Here is a 21,111-nt window from a genome sequence, read left to right as displayed (position 1 = left end):
ACCGCGTGGTCCAGTGTACTGGGTCGTGATCTCCCGGGCTACGTGATATCGCCCGCACCGGCCCGCCGATGTTCGTCGGTTCGTACGAGCCGGACCCGGCCTCGCGGTGAAACGCTGGCCTGACCGGACGAAAGGGGACACGGGTGTCGAACGTTCAGGAACTGCAAGGGGTGCTCGACGAGGAGGCGCGTCGCGCGAGCGTCCCCGGGGCCGTGGTGGGGGTGACGCACCGGGGCGAGGAGTCGGTGTTCGCCACCGGGGTGTCCAGTGTGGACACCGGGCTCCCGGTCGATCCCGGCACGTTGTTCATGATCGGTTCCACCAGCAAGACGTTCGCCGCGGCCGCCGTGCTCGCACTGGTCGAAGACGGCGTGCTGGACCTGGACCGGCCGGTCGTCGAGCACCTTCCCGATCTCCCGCTGGCGGATCCGGTGGCGCGGAAGACGGTGACCCTGCGCCATCTGCTCACGCATTCGGCCGGCTTCCTCGGCGACGTGGACTTCACCACCGGGTGGGGTGACGACGCGCTGGCCCTGGCGATCGCGAGGTTCGGCGAGCTCCCGCAGAATTTCGCGCCCGGTGAGGTGTTCTCCTACTGCAACGCCGGGTTCCAGCTGGCCGGACGGGTCGTCGAGGTGGCGGCGGGCGAGGCCTTCGAGGACGTCGTCCGCGCCCGGCTGCTCGAACCGCTGGGCATGACCGAGTCGTATTACCTGCCGTGGGAAGTGCTCACCCGCCGTCACGCCGTCGGTCACGTGCTGCGAGACGGCGGGCCTGCCGTCGAGCACACCGTGGGCCTGAGCCGGGCCGACAGCGCGAGCGGCGGCTTGTGGTCCACCGCGGGCGACCAGCTGAAGTGGGCACGGTTCTTCCTGACCGGCGAGGCCGAGGGGAAGCCGCCGCTCAGCGAGGCCACCCGCGATCTCATGCGCGCGCCGCAGCGCAAGGCGGCCCTGCGCTTCGAGGAGGTCGGCCTGAGCTGGCTGCACACGACGCACGGCGCGGCCCGGCTGGTCCGGCACGGCGGCAACGTCAGCAACCTGCAGCTGTCGGAGTTCGTGACCTTGCCGGAGTCGGATTTCGCCGTCACGGTGCTGACCAACAGCGCGGGCGGATCCGCGCTGGGCGCCAAGATCGTCGACTGGTGTCTGGAGAACGTGGTCGGGCTGCCTCCGCTCGCGAGCTCGCCGCCCGTGCCCCAGCCGGATATCGCCGAGTACCTGGGCCGCTACCAAACCGGGGACCTGACGTTCGTGGTCAGCGACCGGGACGGCGCCCTCTGGACCCAGCTCGTCGCGGAAATCGAGGACTTCCCGTCGCCTCCGCCGTTCGAGGCCGTCTTCGTCGGCGGAGACGCGATCGCCCCGGCCGCGGACACCCGCAAGCCCACCGCGCGGTTCCTGCGCGACGAGCGTGGACGGGTGACTTCGGTCGAGTTCGGTGGCCGGACGGCGAAGCGGGACGCTACGGTTACCGGGTAGTAACTTCGGCTGACCAGGAGTGACCATGAGCGAAAAGGCGACCGCGTTGTTGCTGAACCCGGGTGGGTACGACCCCCAGCAGTTCGACCCGGAGACGCGTCGCCTGTTGCGTGCCACCATCGAGTGGTTCGAACAGCGTGGCAAGCGCAAGCTCGTCGAGGACTACCACGACCGGACCTTCTACGCGGACTTCATCGAGTTCGCGGGCAAGGAAGGCCTGTTCTCGACCTTCCTCACTCCCGGCGCCAACGCCGAGGGGAACCCCGACAAGCGCTGGGACACCGCGCGGGTCGCGGCCCTGTCGGAGATCCTCGGCTTCTACGGCCTGAATTATTGGTACCCGTGGCAGGTCACCATCCTCGGCCTGGGCCCGGTGTGGCAGAGCGCGAACGAGGCCGCCCGCAAACGCGCGGCGGACTCGCTCGCGGCCGGTGGCGTCGCCGCGTTCGGGCTGTCCGAAAAGGAGCACGGGGCCGACATCTACTCGTCGGACCTCGTGCTCACCCCGGACGGCGCTGGCGGCTACCGCGCGAACGGCTCGAAGTACTACATCGGCAACGGGAACTGCGCGCGGACGGTGTCGGTCTTCGGCCGCATCGAAGGTGTCGAGGGTCCGGACCAGTACGTGTTCTTCTACGCGGACTCTGAGCACCCGAACTACCGTGTGGTGAAGAACGTCGTGCCGTCGCAGATGTACGTCGCCGAGTTCGAGCTGAACGACTACCCGGTGTCCGAAGAGGACATCCTTCACGTCGGCGCCGAGGCGTTCTCCGCGGCGCTGAACACGGTCAACATCGGCAAGTTCAACCTGTGCTTCGGCGGCATCGGGATGTCGACGCATTCGCTGTACGAGGCGATCACGCACGCGCACAACCGGGTGCTCTACGGCAAGAAGGTCACCGATTTCCCGCACGTGCGCAGGGAATTCGTCGAGGCGTACGCGCGGCTCGTCGCGATGAAGCTGTTCTCCGACCGCGCCGTGGACTACTTCCGCAGCGCGAACGCGGACGACCGCCGGTACCTGCTGTTCAACCCGATCACCAAGATGAAGGTGACCACCGAGGCGCAGAAGGTCATCGGCCTGGTCGCGGATGTGTTGGCGGCCAAGGGTTTCGAGGCCGACACCTATCTCGCGATGTCCAAGAACGACATCGACGGCCTGCCGAAGCTCGAAGGCACGGTGGCGGTGAACCTCGCGCTGATCGCGAAGTTCGTGCCCGCGTACCTGTTCGCGCCGCAGGCCTACGAGCCGGTGCCGACCCGCTCCGACGCGGCGGACGACGAGTTCCTGTTCCGCCAGGGCCCCGCGCGCGGGCTGTCGAAGGTGCGGTTCCACGACTGGCGTGAGGCGTACGCCAAGGCGTCCGCGATCCCGAACGTCGCACGATTCACCGAACAGGCCGAGGCGCTGGTGAAACTGTTCACCGACGCGGCCCCGGACGAGGCGCAGCAGCAGGACCTCGACTTCGGCCTCGCGCTGACCGAGTTGTTCACGCTGGTCGTCTACGGGCAGCTGGTGCTGGAGCAGGCGGAGATCACCGGGATCGAGACCGAGATCGTCGATCAGATCTTCGCCGTGCTGGTGCAGGACTTCAGCGTCGCCGCGATCGACCTGCACGGGAAGTCGTCCTCGACCGACACGCAGCAGGCACTCGCGTTGGCTTCGATCCGGAAGCCGGTCGTGGACGCGGATCGCTTCGACCACGTGTGGTCCCTGGTCCGCGATCTCTCGGGTGCCTACGCGATGAACCCCTGACCCAAGTACATGAAGGCCCCCATCCTTGCGCCTAGGTACAGGATGGGGGCCTTCATGTACTTCTGAGCCTTACTTGCCGAAGCCGGCCTTCCGGAGCGCGTCCGCCATGGCGCCGCCGCCACCGAAGTTGCCGCCGCGGTCACGGCCGCCGCCACGACCGCCCTGACCGCCGCGCTGGCCGCCTTGACGCTGACCGCCGCCCTGGCCGCGGTCACGACCGCCGCCACCCTGCTCGCGAGCGGGCTTGCCGGGCTCGTCGTCGAGGCGCAGGGTCAGCGAGATCCGCTTGCGCGGCACGTCGACCTCCAGCACCTTCACCTTGACGATGTCGCCCGGCTTCACGACCTCACGCGGGTCCTTGACGAAGTTCTTCGACAGCGCCGACACGTGCGCGAGCCCGTCCTGGTGCACGCCGACGTCGATGAACGCGCCGAACGCGGCCACGTTCGTCACGACACCCTCCAGCCGCATCCCCGGCTTCAGGTCGCCGATCTTCTCGACGCCATCGGCGAACGTCGCGGTCTTGAACGCCGGACGCGGGTCACGGCCCGGCTTGTCGAGCTCGGCGAGGATGTCGGTCACGGTCGGGAGACCGAAGGTGTCGTCGACGAACTCGGACGGCTTCAGCGCCTGCAGCGTCCGCGTGTTGCCGATCAGCGAACGGATGTCGGTACCGGTCGACGAAAGGATCCGTCGCACCACCGGGTACGCCTCCGGGTGCACCGAGGACGAGTCCAGCGGGTCGTCGCCGTCCGGGATCCGGAGGAAGCCCGCGCACTGCTCGAACGCCTTCGGCCCCAGCCGCGCGACCTCCTTGAGCCCGCTCCGGGTCTTGAACGGCCCGTTCTCGTCGCGGTGCGCGACGATGTTCTCCGCCAGCGTCGTCGTGATGCCCGAAACGCGGGTCAGCAGCGGCGCCGACGCGGTGTTGACGTCCACGCCGACGGCGTTCACACAGTCTTCGACCACCGCGTCGAGTGAACGCGACAGCGAGATCTCCGACAGGTCGTGCTGGTACTGCCCGACGCCGATCGACTTCGGGTCGATCTTCACCAGTTCCGCCAGCGGGTCCTGCAGCCGCCGCGCGATCGAGACCGCGCCGCGCAGCGAGACGTCCATGCCCGGCAGCTCCTGCGAAGCGAACGCCGACGCCGAGTAGACCGACGCTCCGGCCTCCGAGACGACGGCCTTGGTCAGCTTCAGTTCCGGGTGCTTCTTGATCAGTTCGCCGGCGAGCTTGTCGGTCTCGCGCGACGCGGTGCCGTTGCCGATCGAGATCAGGTCCACCTTGTGCCGGGCGCAGAGCGCGGCGAGTTCGGAGATGGACTGGTCCCATTTGTTCGCGGGCTGGTGCGGGTAGATCACGTGCGTGTCGACGACCTTGCCGGTCGCGTCGACGACGGCGACCTTGACACCGGTCCGGAAGCCCGGGTCGAGGCCCATCGTGGCGCGGGTGCCCGCCGGGGCGGCGAGCAGCAGGTCGCGCAGGTTCGCGGCGAACACGCGGACGGCGTCGTCCTCGGCGGACTGGCGCAGCCGCATCCGCAGGTCGATGCCCAGGTGCAGCAGGATCTTCGTCCGCCACGCCCAGCGGACGGTGTCGCCGAGCCACTTGTCGGCCGGGCGGCCTTCGTTGGCGATGCCGAACTTGTGCGCGATGCGGTTCTCGTACTCGGTCGGCCCGGTCTTCGGTTCTTCGGAGGGCTCCTCCGATTCCATCGACAGGTCGAGGATCTCTTCCTTCTCGCCGCGGAACATCGCGAGGATCCGGTGCGAGGGGAGCTTGGTGTAGGGCTCGGAGAAGTCGAAGTAGTCGGAGAACTTCGCGCCCTCTTCGGCCTTGCCGTCGCGGACCTTCGAGGCCAGGCGGCCTTCCGCCCACATCTTCTCGCGCAGCTCGCCGATCAGGTCGGCGTCCTCGGCGAAGCGCTCGACGAGGATGGCGCGGGCGCCGTCCAAGGCGGCCTGTGCGTCCGCGACACCCTTGTCGGCGTCGACGAACACCGCGGCGGCTGCCTGCGGGTCGGTGTTCGGGTCGCTCAGCAACCCATCGGCGAGTGGCTCCAGGCCGGCCTCGCGGGCGATCATCGCCTTCGTCCGCCGCTTGGGCTTGTACGGCAGGTAGATGTCCTCGAGGCGGGACTTCGTGTCCGCCGCCATGATCGAGGCTTCGAGCGCCTCGTCCAGCTTGCCCTGGCTGCGGATCGACTCCAGCACCGCGACCTTGCGCTCGCCGAGTTCCCGCAGGTAGCGGAGGCGTTCTTCGAGGGTGCGGAGCTGGGTGTCGTCCAGCATCCCGGTGACCTCTTTGCGGTACCGGGCGATGAACGGCACGGTCGATCCGCCGTCCAGCAGGTCGACGGCCGCCTTGACCTGCCCCTCGCGCACGCCGAGTTCTTCGGCGATCTTCTGCTCGACTGTCTGCAGGCCCTGCACGCTCACTCCCACGCTCCTGAAATCCGCCCTCGGGTGCTCTCGGACCCTGCATTCTGCCGCTCGCGCCGAGCCGACTTTCGTATGGCCTCCCCTAACCCAACCCTTGACAGTTGTATTGGTCTGTACCATTTTGATGTGGCCGACATCACCTGTTCGTGGAGGCCAGTCGTGAAAGTGAAGCCGAAACACGCGTTCCTCGCCCTGTTGTCGTCACTGGCCGTGTGCCTGGGGGTGACTTTCGCGGTCTCGGGCAACGCCTCGGCCGCCAACATCCTGACCAACCCGGGCTTCGAACTCGGGACCACGAGCGGCTGGACCTGCACCGGCACGAACGCGGTCGTCACCACGCCGGTCCACTCCGGCACCCGCGCGCTCAGTGCCACCCCGGCCGGACAGGACAACGCCCGCTGCTCGCAGAGCGTGGCCGTGAAGGCCAACACCGCGTACACGCTTTCGGCGTGGGTGCAGGGTAGCTACACCTACCTCGGCGTCACCGGCACCGGGACGGGTGACAAGAACACCTGGACGCCGGGCGGCGGGAGCTGGAGCCAGCTCTCGCTGAGCTTCACCACCGGCGCGTCCACCACCAGCGTCGAGATCTACCTGCACGGCTGGTACGGCCAGCCCGCGTACTTCGCCGACGACGTGAACCTCGACGGCCCCGGCGGCTCGCCCACCACGACGCCGACCACGCCGACGACGTCCACGAGCCCGACGACCACCACGTCGAACCCGCCGACCACCACGACCAGCACCCCGCCGACCGGGAATCTGCCGAAGCACGTGATCACCGGCTACTGGCAGAACTTCTACAACGGCGCGAAGGCGCTCAAGCTCGCCGACGTCCCGACGAAGTACAACATCATCGCGGTGTCCTTCGCCGACGCGACGGCCACGCCGGGCGCGGTCAGCTTCACCCTCGACTCCGGTCTGTCGAGCCAGCTCGGCGGCTACACCGACGCGCAGTTCAAGGCCGACATCAAGACGGCGCAGGCGCGCGGGCAGAAGGTCATCCTGTCCGTCGGCGGCGAGAAGGGCACGATCCGCGTCGACTCCTCGGCCGCGGCGACGAACTTCTCCAACAGCATGAAGTCGCTCATCGCGACCTACGGTTTCGACGGCGTCGACATCGACCTGGAGAACGGCGTCAACGCGACGTACATGGCGCAGGCGCTGCGCAGCATCCACGCGGCGGGTGGCTCGATCATCACCATGGCGCCGCAGACGATCGACATGCAGAGCCCGGCGGCGGAGTACTTCAAGCTGGCGCTGAACGTCAAGGACATCCTGACCATCGTCAACATGCAGTACTACAACAGCGGCACGATGCTCGGCTGCGACCAGAAGGTGTACTCGCAGGGCACGGTCGACTTCCTCACCGCGCTGGCCTGCATCCAGCTGCAGAGCGGTCTGCGGGCCGACCAGGTCGGTCTCGGCCTGCCCGCGTCGGGCTCGGCGGCCGGTGGCGGCTACCAGGCGCCGGGCAACACGGTCAACGCGCTGAACTGCCTGGCGAAGGGCACGAACTGCGGCTCGTTCAAGCCTTCGACGACGTACCCGACGATCCGGGGCGCGATGACCTGGTCGATCAACTGGGACGCCTCACAGGGCTACGCGTGGTCGAACACGGTGAGCGCGGGCCTGGCCGGCCTCCCGTGACGACCCGCTAGACCGGGGCGGGGCACCGTCGTCGCGCGGGCGACGGTGCTCCGCCCTTTCCAGTGGCGGCGTTGCTGAGGCCGTCTCAGATGTCATGAAAGGGTCGTTCAGGACATTTTGTGTCCTGAACGACCCTTTCATGACACTTGGAAACCGCGGTCAGAGGGGCGTGAGCGGCAACCGCAACGCTGCCGGAGCCTCCGGTGGCACGACGGGCTTGAGCGGGGCGACGGGGGACAGGCGCCGGTAGGCGGAGCCGAGCGGCGGCCGCGGGTCCTCCTCGCCCTTGTTGGGCCACAACGACATCGCGCGTTCCGCCTGCGCGGTGATGGTCAGCGACGGGTTCACGCCGAGGTTCGCCGAGATCGCCGAGCCGTCGGCGATGTGCAGCCCCGGGTACCCGTGCACCCGCTGGTACGGGTCGACGACGCCGGTCTCGGCGCTGTCGCCGATCGCGCAGCCGCCGATGAAATGCCCGGTGATCGGGATGTTCGCCAGATCCGTCCACGCTCCCTGCGCCAGCCCGCCGATCTTGTCCGCCACCCGCCGGGTGACCTCGTGCCCGGCCGGGATCCACTCGGGGTTCGGGTCGCCGATGCCTTGTTTCGTGGTCATCCGGCGGCCGAAGAACCCGCGTTTCGTGTACGTGGTCACGGAATTGTTCAGCGTCTGCATCACCAGCAGCCCGACCATCCGCTCCGACCAGCGTCGCGGGTTGTGCAGCCGCACCAGCCGCCGCCGGTTCCGCCACAGTTCGCGCGCGCCCAGCACCCATCGGCGTTTTCCCGGCTCGGCGTCGACGAGCACCGTCGTCAGCAGGCCCATGAAGTTGCTGCCCTTGCCGTAGCGCACCGGCTCGACATGCGTGACGGCGTCGGGATGGATCGACGACGTGATCGCGACGCCGCGGGTGAAATCCGTGTCCTTCCGCAGCGAGCGCGCCGCGAGCACGGCCTCGGAGTTCGTCCTGGCGAGCAGACCCAGCCGCGGCGACAGCTCCGGCAGCGTGCCCGCATCCTTGAGCGAGTGCAGAAGCCGTTGTGTGCCCAGGGAAGCGGCGGCGAACACGACCTGTTCGGCGGTGAAGGTCCGCTTGCCCTTGCGCGCCCAGCGTCCTGTTCGGACGGTGTCGATCGCGTAGCCGCCCTCGATCGGCCGGACCGAAACGGCGGTGGTCAGCGGATGGACCTCCGCGCCCGCTTTCTCCGCCAGGTACAGGTAGTTCTTGACCGTCGTGTTCTTCGCGCCGACCCGGCAGCCGGTCATGCACTCGCCGCAGTGCGTGCACGGCTTGCGCAGCGGGCCTTCGCCGCCGAAGAACGGGTCGACGTCGCGCTCGCCGAAATGGACGCCGACCGGGGTCGGCCGGTAGGTGTCCGCGATGCCCATGTCTTCGGCCACCTCGCGCAGCACGCGGTCGGCCGGGGTGACCAGCGGGTTCTCCACCACGCCCAGCATCCGTTTCGCCTGGTCGTAATGCGGGGCGAGTTCGGCCTTCCAGTCGGTGATGTGCGCCCACTGCGGATCCCGGTAGAAGGTGTCCGGGGGTTCGTAGAGCGTGTTCGCGTAGACGAGCGAGCCGCCGCCGACACCCGCGCCGCTCAGGACGAACGTGTTCTTCAGCAGGGTGAGCCGCTGGATTCCGTAGCAGCCCAGTTTCGGCGCCCACAGGTATTTCCGCAGCCGCCACGAGGTCTTCGCGAACTCGTCGTCGGCGAACCGGCGGCCGGTCTCCAGCACGCCGACGCGATAGCCCTTCTCGGTGAGCCGCAACGCGCTCACGCTGCCGCCGAAACCGGAGCCGATCACCAGCACGTCGTAGTTCATCGCGGCCCCACCGTCCGGTAGTCGCCGAGGTCGAGGGTCTTCGTCCGGCGGTCGTATTCGGTGACCAGACCGGGCCAGTTCGTGCTCACGCGGCCGTTCTCCTGGCGATACCAACTGGCGCAGGTCGTCCAGACACTGCGGCCGAGCCGTCGCTGGATCTCCTCGTCGTAGCGCTGCTCGACCTCCGGGACGACGTCCATATAGGACACTCCGGGTTTGGCGAGGTGTTCGACGGCCTGGCGGATGTAGCGGGCCTGCCGTTCGATCATGTAGATGATGGAGCCCGCGCCGAGGTTCGTGTTGGGCCCGTAGACGCAGAACAGGTTCGGGAATCCCGGCACGGTCATGCCGAGGTACGCCCGCGCACCGCCCTTCCACGCGTCCGACAGCGCTTTTCCGCCGAGGCCTTCCACCTTCAGCTCGCCGAGGAAGTCGGTCGCCGCGAAGCCGGTCCCGTAGACGATGACGTCGGCCTCGTGCTCGACACCGTCCTCGGTGCGCACACCGGACGGGGTGATCGCGCTGATGCGCCGCGTCTCCACGGCCACGTTGTGCTGCGCCAGCGCGGGCAGGTACTCGTTGGTGAACAGGATCCGTTTGCAGCCCAGCGGGTAGTCCGGGGTGAGTTTCTCCCGCAGCGAAGGATCCTTGATGTGACGGCGGCGCAGCTGGGCCGTCCGCAGCTCGAAGACCTTGGCCAGCAACGGATGCTTCGTCATCGCGTACGTCGCGTACTCGGCGAGCAGGAAGATCCGGAGCCTGCCGAGCAGCTGCGTCGCGGGCAGGTGCCGGAACAGCCGCTGCTGCCAGCGCCGGTAACTGGTGTCCCGTTTCGCCATGATGTAGGGCGCGGTGCGCTGGAACACCGTCAGCTCGCCGGCCTGGCGCTGGAGTTCGGGCACGAACTGGATCGCGCTCGCGCCGGTGCCGATCACCGCGATCTTCTTGCCGCGCAGGTCGGCGTCGTGATCCCAGTGCGCGGAATGGAAGCTGGTGCCTTCAAAGGTCTCCTGGCCGGGGATGTCCGGCTGGACGGGCCGCGAGAGCTGGCCGACGGCGGGGACGAAGACGTTCGCCTCGAACGTCTCGCCGCCCGCGGTCTCCACCCGCCACAGCCCGCGCTCCTCGTCGAAGGCCGCGGAGGTGACGCGGACGCCGAACCGGATGTGCGGTTCGAGCCCGTAGCGGCGCACCACGCGTTTGAGGTACTCGTGGATGTCCGGTTGCAGCGAGAACCGCTTCGGCCAGTCGGGGTTGGGCTCGTAGGAGAACGAGTACAGCGGCGACGGTATGTCGCAGCCCGCGCCGGGGTACGTGTTCTCCCGCCAGACGCCGCCGGGTTCGTCGGCGCTCTCCAGGATAGTGAAGTCGTCGAATCCGGCGCGTTTGAGCTCGATCGCCGTCCCGACCCCGCCGAAGCCCGTCCCTACGATCAGCACGCTCGTATCGCCCATGCCGATCGAAGTTACCCAGCGGTCATCCCTGGTGGAAGTACACGAGCGGCCACTCAATCGAGATTTTCGGCCACGACCTCCACCGAGTGGGTCTCGGCCTTCGGGTGCGCCCAGGCCAGGAGGCGGTATGCGGAACTCTCCAGGGTGTCCATATCGCGCTTCGGGACGCGCTCGAACGGCGTGATCACCACCGAAGCCGTCTTCTTCACCGTCTTGATCTCCCAGAAGCCCTTCACCATCCCGCCGACCAGGATCGTGCCCTTGACCAGGCCGTTCTGGGTGATGACGACCTTACGGTGCTCGTCGCTGATCACCCGCGTGCGGTCGGCGTAGGACAGGACGGTCTGGTCGAACGGACCCAGCAGCCGGGCGGGCGCGGGGGTGTCCGGATCCGGGCGGGAGGCTTCGGGCAGGTCGAAGAGCTCGCGGCCGTTCTCGTCGCGGAACGTCCGCAGCTCCGGGCGCAGCCGCTCGGCGACGTCGCCGAGTTTCGTGATTCCGGCCCACGCCTGCGCGTCCTGCACGCTGGCCGGTCCGAAAGCGGCCAGGTAGCGCCGGAACATCGCTTCCGGCGACGGCGCGGAGTCCGGCTCGGCGCCCAGCCAGTCCCCGGTGGTCTGGTAGGTCGGCTGCCCGGACTTGCCCCAGACGCCGCGCGGCGGGATCTGCACCAGCGGCAGCAGCGCCCGCGCGACGTGCACCAGCGACGACGGCGCGACGCCTTCCCAGTGCTTCGCCAGTTCCGCGCCGAGGCCTGCCGACGAAAGCGGCCGCTCACCCAACAGCTTGCGGGCGGTGCGGGCGATCTCCTGGTGGTCGAGGCCCTTGATGTCGGGGCCGTGCTGGGTGTTGCCGAGCACCGAGCGGTCGTAGAGCGGCTGCACGAGGGGGCGCCACGCGAGCGCGTCCGACGGCGTGACCAGGTGCACCGTGCCGCGCATGAGCGCGATCCGCACGACGCTCTTGTCGAGCAGAAGGCTCGCCAGGTCTTCCTGGCGGAAGCCGTGCAGCCGGGTCCACAGCGCGAAGTACGGCGGGTTCGGCGCCTGCGCCTGCAACCCGGCCAGATGCTCGACCGCTTCGAGCGCGGTCATCTTCGAACGCCGGAGCAGCAACTGCCGGTCCAGCATGGCGCGGTTCAGCGCGCGCCTGCTCAACGTGTCGGACATGCCGCTCACCCTAAAGGGGATCAAGGACAGTTACGGTCCTCAATGGGCCGATCGTCGGCCGGGGATCCATAATCCCGGCCATGGAACTACCGCCGCCGGTGATCCGGGACTGGGACTACCCGCGCGGCACGGCGAGCATCGTGCTCATGGCCCGCTTCGCCGCCGAGAACGGCGTCGAAGGCCTGGAGTCCTACGAGTACGCCCCCGTGGACGGCCAGGTCGACGCGCGTCAGGAACTCGCGGTGGTCCGGGCGCTGGTCCGCGGGCTCGGCGGCGAGGACGCCGTCGCGCTCCGGTTGAGCAGGCGATACCGCGTCAGCGCGTTCGGCATCTTCGGCTTCGCGTGCATCAGCAGCCCGACGCTGGGGGACGCGATGCGCTTCGCCCTGCGCTACCTGGACCTGAGCTTCACGTTCTGCATCCCGCACGTGACCGTCGAGGCGGGACGGCTCGCGCTCGCCATGGACGACAGCCGCGTGCCCGGCGACGTCGCCCGCTTCCTGCTGCTGCGCGACCTCGGCGCCATCCACACCGTCATGCGCGACATCCTGCCGGACATCTCCTTGCGCTCCTTGGCCTTCCGGCACGACAAACCCTCCACTGTGGACGAATACGTGCGAACCTTCGGGCTGGCTCCGTCGTTCTCGGCGCCGTCGCACGTCGCCACCCTGGACCCGCTCCTCCTCGACAAACCACTGCCGCAGGCGAACGACCAGACCGTCGCGGTGTGTGCCGCGCAATGCGAGCTGCTGGTGTCGCGGAAACGGGAGCGGTCCGGGATCGCCCAGCAGGTGCGGGAAAGACTGGTGCGGCTCGGCGGGGTCGACGCGGGCATGGAAGAGGTCGCGCGGCAGCTCGCGGTGAGTCCGCGCACGCTGCGGCGACGGCTGTTCGAGGCCGGGACCGGCTACCGGGCCCTGCTCGACGAGGTCCGCCAAGCGCTGGCCGAGGAGATGCTGGACACCGGCGCGCTCACCGTGGAGGACGTCGCGCTGCGGCTGGGCTACGCGGAGGCATCGAGTTTCATCTACGCCTTCAAACGCTGGAGGGGGATGACGCCGGCGGCCTATGCCCGGCGGAACGCGTTGCGAGCACGGCCGGGTAGGTGACCCGCAGCAGGTGCAGGATCGACTCGGTGAGGAACACCCGCAGCTCCTCGCGGCCGAGCGTGCCGCGGATCAGCCATTCGCGTGACGCCGCGCGCAGCATCCCGCCGTACGACCGGATCATCGCGCGGAGTTCTTCGCGACCCTCGGTGACGTCGCTCATCAACGCGGCGGCGAGTACGCGATCGGCGGCGATCTCGTCACCCTCCAGCATGATCCGCTCGATCTCCGGGTCGCGGCCCACCGCCTCCGGCCCGATAGCCGTCAGCCAGGCCTGCTCGTTGCGCTCGACGACCTCGATCCAGTGCCGGACGCTGATCGCGAGCCGCTCTTCGGCGGTCGTTTCCGGCAGGTTCTCGATCACCGGCGCCGGGACGATCATCATCTGCCGGACGACTTCCAGGTACAGCTCGCGTTTGCCGCCGAAGTAGTGGTTGATCAGCGGCCGGGCCACCCCGGCGGCCTTCGCGATGTCCGAGGTCGAAACCGAGGCGTACGTGCCCTCGCCGAACAGCCGCCGGGCCGCGGTCAGGATCTCGGCGCGCCGGGCGGCCGGTTCGAGGCGGCGCCGCCTGGCCTCCGGATCGGTGCTCATGGGCCGAGCGTAACCGTTTCACGTGGCCGCCTGCCGTTACTCATTCGGAACAACCCGCTGGTAACCCCTGGGGCCCGCACGGCGACGTTCGGGGCGGGGGGACCGGGCGTCATGGGTAGGGACGAATGACCAGTGCTGAACGCGATCCGGTTCGCCGTGCCGGGCGGTGGGTCAGTGTGCGGCTGCAGCATCGTGACGTCCGCATCCAGGACGAATGCGTCTCGTACGCGGGGATCGTGATCACCAGTTTCGAGAACGGCGCCGAGGTCGGCGAACGCTGGATCCCGCTCGGCGCGGATCCGTCGGAGGCCGACGACGAACAGCTCATCCAGCAGCTGCGCGACGCACTGGTCTGGCAGGCGCGGCGGCCGCCGAAAGCCGCGGGGGAGTAGCGCGGCTCGCCGCGGCCGAGGTTGCGAAAGCCACTTTCGCAACGTTGGAGGTTGCGAAAGTGGCTTTCGCAACCCGCTCGGCGGCAGCCGGCCCTGCCGAGCGTCGTCCGCCGACAGGGGGCGAAGGCTCCTTTCGTCACATCAGACTCGGTGAAGGGAGCCTTCAGCCCACGACCGATCCGACTATTGGGTCCGCAGGCCGTCGAAGGCGATCTTGCACACCGCGTCCGCCAGCTCGGTCCCGGCCGAACCACGACGCGGCCGGTACCACTCGATCAGCGAGTTCACCATGCCGTACAGCAGGCGCGCGGTGACGGCGGGATCGATGTCCGGCCGCACGTCGCCCTCGGTTTCGGCCTGTTTCACCAGTTCCGTGACGAGCCGGTCGAATTCGCGCCGCCGCGCGAGTGCCGCCCGTTCGATTTTGGTGTTGCCGCGCACCCGCAGCAGCAGGGTCACGAACGGCAGCTGGTCGACGAGCACGAGGACACTGCCCCGCACCAGATGCTCCAGCTTTTCGATCGCCTTGCCCTCGAAGGATTCCGTCTCGGCGGCGACGGCGAACAGGCCGTTCAGCGCGCGGTCGACGGCGAGCCGCAGCAGCTCCTCCTTGCTCGGCACGTGGTGGTAGATCGCGGATTTCGTGATGCCGAGCTTGCGGGAGAGGTCCTCCATGCTGGTGCCGTCGTAGCCGCGCTCGTTGAACAGCTTCACCGCGACCAGCAGCAGCGACTCGAGGTCGTAACCGGGGCGACCCCGGCGGGCGGGGGTGCTCAACCGCGGTCCCGTTCGTCGAGGACGCGGCGCATCTTGCCCAGCGAGCGTTCCAGTGTGTCCGGATCGACGACCTCGACGCCGATGCTCACGCCGACCCCGTCCTTCACCCCGGCGATCAGCCGGGCGGCGGCTTCGGCGCGCTGCTCGGTGGTCGCGTCCGGACGCGCTTCGACGCGGACGGTCAGGTGGTCCATCCGGCCCTTCGTCGACCGGATCAGCTGGAAATGCGGCGCGAGCGCGGGGGTCACCAGCACGACTTCCTCGATCTGCGTGGGGAAGACGTTGACGCCACGCAGGATGATCATGTCATCGCTGCGCCCGGTCACCTTCTCCATCCGCCGGTACGCCGGCCGCGCGGTGCCCGGCAGCAGGCGGGTCAGGTCGCGCGTGCGGTACCGGATGATCGGCAGCGCCTGTTTGGTGAGCGAGGTGAACAGCAGCTCGCCCTCGGCGTCGGTCGGTTTCTCGGTGAACGGGTCGATCACCTCGGGGAAGAAGTGGTCCTCCCAGATGTGCAGCCCGTCCTTGGTCTCGACGCATTCCTGCGCGACGCCGGGGCCCATCACCTCGGACAGGCCGTAGATGTCGACGGCGTCGATGCCGACGCGTTCCTCGATCTCCGTGCGCATCTGCTCGGTCCACGGCTCCGCGCCGAAGATGCCGACCTTGAGCGAGCTGGTCTGCGGGTCGACGCCCTGCCGCTCGAACTCGTCGAGCAGCGTCAGCATGTACGACGGGGTGACCATGATGATCTCGGGTTTGAAATCGGTGATGATCTGCACCTGCCGCGCGGTCATGCCGCCGGACGCCGGGATCACCGTGCAGCCGAGCTTTTCGGCGCCGTAGTGCGCGCCGAGCCCGCCGGTGAACAGGCCGTAGCCGTAGGCGACGTGGACCTTGTCGCCCGGCCGCCCGCCCGCGGCGCGGATCGAGCGCGCCATCACCGTCGCCCAGGTGTCGATGTCTTCGGACGTGTAGCCGACGACGGTCGGTTTCCCGGTGGTACCGCTCGACGCGTGGATGCGGCTGACCTGCGACTCCGGCACGGCGAACATGCCGAACGGGTAGTTGTCGCGCAGATCCTGTTTGGTGGTGAAGGGGAACTTCGCCAGATCTTCCAACGCCTTGCAGTCGTCCGGGTGAACGCCCGCTTCGTCGAACTTCCGCGTGTAGAAGGGCACGTTGTCGTACGCGTGCCGCAGCGTCCACCGGAGGCGTTTCAGTTGCAGCGCCTGGAGCTCGTCGATGGTGAGGTTCTCGGCTTCGTCGCTGAAGGCGTTCATCGTGATGCTTTCTGGATGGTGCGGCTGCGGCCGCGGAATTCGGCGACGACCTCCGGCCCGTCGGGGGTCTCCCGGTGCACGGTGACGTCGTAGATGCCGTTGCGGCCGTAGCGGGTCCGCTCGGTGGCGGTGGCGATGAGGTGGTCGCCGAGTTTGCCGGCGGCGACGAAGGAGATCTCCGCGCCGGCCGCGACGGTCACCGGTCCGTGGCTGTTGCAGGCGCAGGCGAACGTCGTGTCGGCCAGCAGGAAGACGTAGCCGCCATGGGCGATGTCGTGGCCGTTGACCATCGTCTCGGTGACCCGCATGGTGGCGACGGCGTGGCCTTCGGCGGCCTCGATCAGCTCGATGCCCAGCGCCTTCGACGCCTGGTCGTCGGCGAACATCGTGTGCGCGGCGTTGGTCAAGCCAGACCCCCTGGTTACTGACCGAATGGACGGTTGGTGAAGGGTGCCGCAAGTAAAGGCGCGCTTTCGGGCAGATGTCAAGGGTCCACCGCCGTCGGGGGGTTTGCAAGACCCCGGTCAGGAGCTACAGTGAATTACTGAACGGACGGTCTGTAAATCCACCATGAAGGGTCGCCCCATGGCTTTGCTGCGCAGCTACGTCTCCGGCGGATGGCACACGGCGGACAACGACGGCGTACCGCTGCACGACGCCTCCACCGGCGAAGAGGTCGCCCGGGTCTCGTCCGAGGGCATCGACTTCGCCGCCGCGCTGGACCACGGGCGCCGCGTCGGCGGCCCCGCGCTGCGCGAGCTGACCTTCCACCAGCGTGCCGCGCTGCTGAAGGCACTGGCCTCCCACCTGCGCGAACACCGCGAGGAGCTGTACGCGCTCTCCGCGCGCACGGGTGCGACCAAGACCGACTCGATGGTCGACATCGACGGCGGCATCGGCGTGCTGTTCGCCTACTCCAGCAAGGGCAAGCGCGAACTGCCGAACGACACCGTCTACGTCGACGGCAACGTCGAGCCGCTGAGCAAGGGCGGCACCTTCGTCGCCCAGCACATCGCCGTCCCGCTGCGTGGCGTCGCCGTGCAGATCAACGCGTTCAACTTCCCCGTCTGGGGTCCGCTGGAGAAGTTCGCGCCCGCGTTCCTCGCCGGGGTGCCGAGCCTGATCAAGCCGGCCAGCCAGACCGCGTACCTCACCGCGCGGCTGGTCGAGATCATCATCGAATCCGGCATCCTGCCCGAGGGCACGCTGCAGTTCGTCGCGGGCAGCGTCGGCGACCTGCTCGACCACGTCACCGCGCAGGACCTCGTCTCGTTCACCGGCTCCGCGTCGACCGCGCAGAAGCTGCGCGCGCACCCCGCGATCGTGCGCAACTCCGTCCGGTTCAACGCCGAGGCCGACTCGCTCAACCTGTCGATCCTGGGCCCGGACGCCAAACCCGGCACCACCGAGTTCGATCTCTTCGTCAAGCAGCTGACCACCGAGATGACGGTCAAGGCGGGCCAGAAGTGCACCGCCATCCGCCGCGCGTTCGTCCCCGCCGACCTGGTGGACGACGTCGCCGAGGCCGCGAGCGCGCGGCTGGCGAAGACCACCGTCGGCAACCCGACCGCCGAGGGCGTCCGGATGGGTGCCCTGGCCAGCCTGGAGCAGCGCGAGGAGGTCCGGCGGTCGCTCAAGGCGCTGCTGGACGTCGGCACGGTCGTCTTCGGCGACCCGGAGCAGGTCGAGGTCATCGGCGCCGACGCCGAACGCGGCGCGTTCATCTCACCCGTACTGCTGAAGGCCGACCCGGAGCGCTCCGAGCCGCACGAGGTCGAGGCGTTCGGCCCGGTGTCGACGCTGCTGCCCTACACCTCCACCGAGCAGGTCATCGAGCTCGCCGCCCGCGGCGGCGGCAGCCTCGTGGGTTCCGTCGTTTCCGCCGACAAGGAGTTCGTGCGCGAGGTCGTCCTCGGCGTCGCGCCGTACCACGGCCGCCTGCTGGTGCTCGACGCCGAAGACGCCAAGGAGTCCACGGGTCACGGTTCCCCGATGCCGCAGCTGGTGCACGGTGGCCCCGGCCGCGCCGGTGGCGGCGAGGAGATGGGCGGCGTCCGCGGCGTGCTGCACCACATGCAGCGCACGGCGGTCCAGGGTTCGCCCGCCGCCCTGAGCACGGTCACCGGCCGCTGGGTCGCGGGTGCGCCGCGCACCGAAGGCGACGTCCACCCGTTCCGGAAGTCCTTGGCGGAACTCAAGATCGGCGACTCCGTGGTCGCAGGCCCGCGCACCGTCACCCAGGAGGACGTCGACCACTTCGCCGAGTTCACCGGCGACACCTTCTACGCCCACACCGACCCCGAGGCCGCGGCGGCGAACCCCCTGTTCGGCGGGATCGTGGCGCACGGGTATCTCGTGGTGTCCTTCGCGGCGGGCCTGTTCGTCTCGCCCGAACCCGGTCCGGTGCTGGCGAACTACGGCCTGGAGAACCTGCGGTTCCTCACCCCGGTCAAGGTCGGCGACTCGCTGACCGTGACCTTGACCGCCAAGCAGATCACCCCGCGGATCGACCAGGAGTACGGCGAGGTCCGCTGGGACGCCGACGTCACCAACGCCGACGGCGACTCGGTCGCCAAGTACGACGTGCTGACCCTCGTCGCCAAGGAGCAGTCATGACCGCGACATTGCCCGAGGAAGACCTCGAACGGCATTTCGAGGCGACCATCGAGCGCGACCAGCGCATCGAACCGCGCGACTGGGTGCCCGAGGGTTACCGCAAGACGATGATCCGGCAGATCGCGCAGCACGCGCATTCGGAGATCATCGGCATGCAGCCCGAGGGCAACTGGATCACCCGAGCGCCTTCCTTGCGGCGCAAGGCGATCCTGCTCGCCAAGGTGCAGGACGAGGCCGGGCACGGGTTGTACCTGTACTCCGCGGCCGCCACGCTCGGCGCCGACCGCGCGGATCTGACCGACAAGCTGATCAACGGCAAGCAGAAGTACTCGTCGATCTTCAATTATCCGACGCTGACCTTCGCCGACGTCGGCGTGATCGGCTGGCTGGTGGACGGCGCGGCGATCTGCAACCAGGTCCCGTTGTGCCGCAGCTCGTACGGGCCGTACGCGCGCGCCATGATCCGCATCTGCAAGGAGGAGTCCTTCCACCAGCGGCAGGGTTACGAGCTGCTGATGACGATGATGCGCGGTACCGAGAAGCAGCGCGAGATGGTGCAGGAGGCGGTGAACCGCTGGTGGTGGCCGTCGCTGATGATGTTCGGCCCGCCGGACGCGGATTCGCCGAACACCGCGCAGTCGATGGCGTGGAAGGTCAAGCGGCACACCAACGACGAGCTGCGGCAGCGCTTTGTCGACATGTCCATTCCACAGGCCGAGGCGCTGGGCGTCACCTTCCCGGACCCGGACCTGAAGTGGAACGCCGAACGCGGGCACTACGACTTCGGCGCCGTCGACTGGGACGAGTTCAAGAACGTGTTGAAGGGCAACGGCCCCTGCAACGCCCAGCGCGTCGCGCACCGGCGGCGGGCCCAGGAAGACGGCGCGTGGGTGCGGGAAGCCGCCTCGGCGCACGCAGCGAAGAAGGGTTCGCGATGAAACACGACTGGCCGTTGTACGAGGTGTTCGTCCGGGGCAAGCGCGGGCTGAACCACGTGCACGTGGGTTCGCTGCACGCGGCGGACGACGACATGGCGTTGCACCACGCGCGGGATCTGTACACCCGCCGCAACGAGGGCGTGTCGATCTGGGTCGTGCGCGCGAGCGCCATCACGGCGTCCTCGCCGGACGAGAAGGATCCGTTCTTCGCGCCCAGCGGTGACAAGGTGTACCGGCACCCGACGTTCTACGAAATCCCCGACAACGTTCCCCACATCTGACATGAGCTTCGACAACGCCTACGAGGCGATCACCGAGGAGAACGACTCCCGCTGGGCCTTCGGCACCGGGTTCGAGGATCCGCTGTCCGGTGTGGACACCACGGTCCCGTCCGGTGTGGACGGTGCGCGGCTGGCGGCCTACTGCCTGATGCTCGGCGACGACGCGCTGATCTTCTCGCACCGGCTGCAGGAGTGGTGCACGAACGCGCCCGAACTCGAGGACGAGGTCGCGATCGCGAACATCGCGCTCGACCTGCTCGGGCAGGCCCGGCTGCTGCTGGCCCGCGCGGGCAAGGCCGACGGCAGTGAGCGTTCGGAGGATTCGTACGCCTTCTTCCGGAGCGAACAGGAATACCGCAACGTCCGCCTGGCCGAACTCGAAGGCGGGCACTTCGGGCATCTGATCGCGCGGCTGCTGGTGTTCTCGATCTGGCGGCTCGCCCTGCTGCAGCGGCTTCAGTCCTCTGTGGACCCCGTGCTGGCGGCCATCGCGGACAAGGGTGTCAAGGAAGCCGCGTACCACCGCGACTACGCCGCCCAGTGGGCCGTGCGCCTCGGCGACGGTACCGAGCTGTCCCACGCGCGGATGCAGGAAGGCCTCGACGCGGTCTGGCCGTACGTGGACGAGCTTTTCGCGTCGCACGAGGTCGAGTTCGTCGAGTCGCCGTCGCTGCGGCCGGAGTTCGACGCCATCCTGGACCAGGTGCTGGCCGTCGCGACGCTGAAGCGGCCCGAAATCGGTGCCATCGCCGGGGTTTCGGGCCGGATGGGCCGCGACGGCGTGCACACCGAGCGGATGGGCTACCTGCTGGCGACGCTGCAGAGTGTCGCCAGGGAACATCCGGACGCGACATGGTGACCGCGTACGCCGTGGCGGCCACGGTCACCGACCCGGAACTGCCGATGCTCACCCTCGCCGACCTCGGCGTGCTGCGTGAAGTGTCCGAAGAGGACGGCCGGGTGGTCGTCGCGATCACCCCGACCTACACCGGCTGCCCGGCGATGGACACCATGCGCGACGACCTCGTGCACGCGCTCACCGGCGCGGGCTACGGCGAGGTCGAGGTCCGCACGGTGCTCCAGCCGGCGTGGTCCACCGACTGGATCACCGAGGACGGCAAACGGAAACTGGCCGAAGCCGGGATCGCGCCGCCAGGAGCCGCGCCGCGGCGGACCGGGCCGATCCCGCTCACGCTGAGCCCGCCGGTGTCGTCGGTCCGCTGCCCGAACTGTGGTTCCGCGGACACCGAGGAACAGTCCCGGTTCAGCGCGACCGCGTGCAAAGCCTTGCGCCGCTGCCGGTTCTGCCTCGAACCGTTCGAACACGTCAAGGAGATCTAG

The 21,111-nt window shown here is 68.6% G+C and carries 18 protein-coding genes; 10 read left to right on the top strand and 8 right to left on the bottom strand.

The window, feature by feature from the left end:
- The first annotated feature begins 143 nt into the window (after window positions 1-143).
- Together AVR91_RS16145 and AVR91_RS16140 are read left to right on the top strand one after the other, a co-directional pair.
- Window positions 144-1,481, top strand: coding sequence for a serine hydrolase domain-containing protein (locus AVR91_RS16145; RefSeq protein ID WP_063277031.1), 1,338 nt, complete (start codon window positions 144-146; stop codon window positions 1,479-1,481).
- Window positions 1,482-1,506: 25 nt separating this feature from the next.
- The gene (locus tag AVR91_RS16140; RefSeq protein WP_063277030.1) at window positions 1,507-3,237 is read left to right on the top strand and encodes an acyl-CoA dehydrogenase; all 1,731 of its coding nucleotides are present in this window, start codon (window positions 1,507-1,509) and stop codon (window positions 3,235-3,237) included.
- A 69-nt stretch (window positions 3,238-3,306) separates the two neighbouring features.
- On the opposite strand, the gene AVR91_RS16135 is transcribed toward AVR91_RS16140, so the two are convergent.
- Window positions 3,307-5,679: a Tex family protein gene (locus AVR91_RS16135; RefSeq protein WP_063277029.1), complete on the bottom strand. Its 2,373-nt coding sequence runs from the start codon at window positions 5,677-5,679 to the stop codon at window positions 3,307-3,309.
- A gap of 162 nt (window positions 5,680-5,841) precedes the next feature.
- Between AVR91_RS16135 and AVR91_RS16130 the strand changes: the two genes are divergently transcribed.
- Window positions 5,842-7,332 (top strand): chitinase, encoded by a 1,491-nt coding sequence (locus tag AVR91_RS16130; RefSeq protein ID WP_063277028.1) that lies wholly within the window; start codon window positions 5,842-5,844, stop codon window positions 7,330-7,332.
- Between the two features lie 159 nt (window positions 7,333-7,491).
- Here AVR91_RS16130 and AVR91_RS16125 read toward each other — a convergent pair whose 3' ends face one another.
- Genes AVR91_RS16125 through AVR91_RS16115 form a run of 3 tightly spaced genes read right to left on the bottom strand, consistent with a single transcriptional unit; the run spans window position 7,492 to window position 11,782 of the window.
- Window positions 7,492-9,159 (bottom strand): GMC oxidoreductase, encoded by a 1,668-nt coding sequence (locus AVR91_RS16125; RefSeq protein ID WP_063277027.1) that lies wholly within the window; start codon window positions 9,157-9,159, stop codon window positions 7,492-7,494.
- Window positions 9,156-10,613 (bottom strand): flavin-containing monooxygenase, encoded by a 1,458-nt coding sequence (locus AVR91_RS16120; protein ID WP_063277026.1) that lies wholly within the window; start codon window positions 10,611-10,613, stop codon window positions 9,156-9,158. The genes AVR91_RS16125 and AVR91_RS16120 overlap by 4 nt, the downstream gene beginning before the upstream one ends.
- 53 nt (window positions 10,614-10,666) lie before the next feature.
- Entirely contained in the window at window positions 10,667-11,782 is a 1,116-nt protein-coding gene (locus AVR91_RS16115; protein WP_063277025.1) for a winged helix DNA-binding domain-containing protein, read from the bottom strand.
- An 80-nt stretch (window positions 11,783-11,862) separates the two neighbouring features.
- On the opposite strand from AVR91_RS16115, the gene AVR91_RS16110 reads away from it, so the two are divergent.
- Window positions 11,863-12,891 (top strand): AraC family transcriptional regulator, encoded by a 1,029-nt coding sequence (locus tag AVR91_RS16110; RefSeq protein ID WP_063277024.1) that lies wholly within the window; start codon window positions 11,863-11,865, stop codon window positions 12,889-12,891.
- On the opposite strand, the gene AVR91_RS16105 is transcribed toward AVR91_RS16110, so the two are convergent.
- Window positions 12,818-13,483: a TetR/AcrR family transcriptional regulator gene (locus tag AVR91_RS16105; protein ID WP_063277023.1), complete on the bottom strand. Its 666-nt coding sequence runs from the start codon at window positions 13,481-13,483 to the stop codon at window positions 12,818-12,820. The genes AVR91_RS16110 and AVR91_RS16105 overlap by 74 nt on opposite strands.
- 125 nt (window positions 13,484-13,608) lie before the next feature.
- Between AVR91_RS16105 and AVR91_RS16100 the strand changes: the two genes are divergently transcribed.
- Window positions 13,609-13,875: a hypothetical protein gene (locus tag AVR91_RS16100; protein WP_063277022.1), complete on the top strand. Its 267-nt coding sequence runs from the start codon at window positions 13,609-13,611 to the stop codon at window positions 13,873-13,875.
- Between the two features lie 183 nt (window positions 13,876-14,058).
- Here AVR91_RS16100 and AVR91_RS16095 read toward each other — a convergent pair whose 3' ends face one another.
- From AVR91_RS16095 to paaI, 3 genes are read right to left on the bottom strand one after another with little or no spacing between them, the layout of a single operon-like run.
- On the bottom strand, window positions 14,059-14,652 hold the full coding sequence (locus AVR91_RS16095) for a TetR/AcrR family transcriptional regulator (RefSeq protein WP_016332037.1): 594 nt from the start codon (window positions 14,650-14,652) through the stop codon (window positions 14,059-14,061).
- A complete protein-coding gene (gene paaK / locus AVR91_RS16090; RefSeq protein WP_063277021.1) occupies window positions 14,649-15,935 on the bottom strand; it encodes a phenylacetate--CoA ligase PaaK in 1,287 nt (428 codons plus the stop codon). The genes AVR91_RS16095 and paaK overlap by 4 nt, the downstream gene beginning before the upstream one ends.
- Window positions 15,932-16,321 carry a hydroxyphenylacetyl-CoA thioesterase PaaI gene (gene paaI, locus AVR91_RS16085; RefSeq protein ID WP_063277116.1) on the bottom strand — a complete coding sequence of 130 codons (390 nt, stop codon included), beginning with the start codon at window positions 16,319-16,321 and terminating at the stop codon, window positions 15,932-15,934. Before paaI ends, paaK begins: the two co-directional genes overlap by 4 nt.
- A gap of 199 nt (window positions 16,322-16,520) precedes the next feature.
- Here paaI and paaZ point away from each other — a divergent pair, with 199 nt between their 5' ends.
- Genes paaZ through paaD form a run of 5 tightly spaced genes read left to right on the top strand, consistent with a single transcriptional unit; the run spans window position 16,521 to window position 21,111 of the window.
- Window positions 16,521-18,551 carry a phenylacetic acid degradation bifunctional protein PaaZ gene (gene paaZ, locus AVR91_RS16080; RefSeq protein WP_063277020.1) on the top strand — a complete coding sequence of 677 codons (2,031 nt, stop codon included), beginning with the start codon at window positions 16,521-16,523 and terminating at the stop codon, window positions 18,549-18,551.
- Window positions 18,548-19,489, top strand: a complete 942-nt coding sequence (gene paaA / locus AVR91_RS16075; protein ID WP_037346626.1) for a 1,2-phenylacetyl-CoA epoxidase subunit PaaA — start codon at window positions 18,548-18,550, stop codon at window positions 19,487-19,489. The genes paaZ and paaA overlap by 4 nt, the downstream gene beginning before the upstream one ends.
- Window positions 19,486-19,770, top strand: a complete 285-nt coding sequence (gene paaB, locus AVR91_RS16070; protein WP_016332042.1) for a 1,2-phenylacetyl-CoA epoxidase subunit PaaB — start codon at window positions 19,486-19,488, stop codon at window positions 19,768-19,770. The genes paaA and paaB overlap by 4 nt, the downstream gene beginning before the upstream one ends.
- 1 nt (window position 19,771) lies before the next feature.
- On the top strand, window positions 19,772-20,629 hold the full coding sequence (gene paaC / locus AVR91_RS16065; protein ID WP_063277019.1) for a 1,2-phenylacetyl-CoA epoxidase subunit PaaC: 858 nt from the start codon (window positions 19,772-19,774) through the stop codon (window positions 20,627-20,629).
- On the top strand, window positions 20,623-21,111 hold the full coding sequence (paaD, locus tag AVR91_RS16060; RefSeq protein WP_016332044.1) for a 1,2-phenylacetyl-CoA epoxidase subunit PaaD: 489 nt from the start codon (window positions 20,623-20,625) through the stop codon (window positions 21,109-21,111). The genes paaC and paaD overlap by 7 nt, the downstream gene beginning before the upstream one ends.

The sequence above is a fragment of the Amycolatopsis keratiniphila subsp. keratiniphila genome (genome assembly GCF_001620365.2).
Classification (GTDB): Bacteria; Actinomycetota; Actinomycetes; order Mycobacteriales; family Pseudonocardiaceae; genus Amycolatopsis; species Amycolatopsis keratiniphila.
This window is presented reverse-complemented; position numbering and strand designations above follow the sequence as displayed.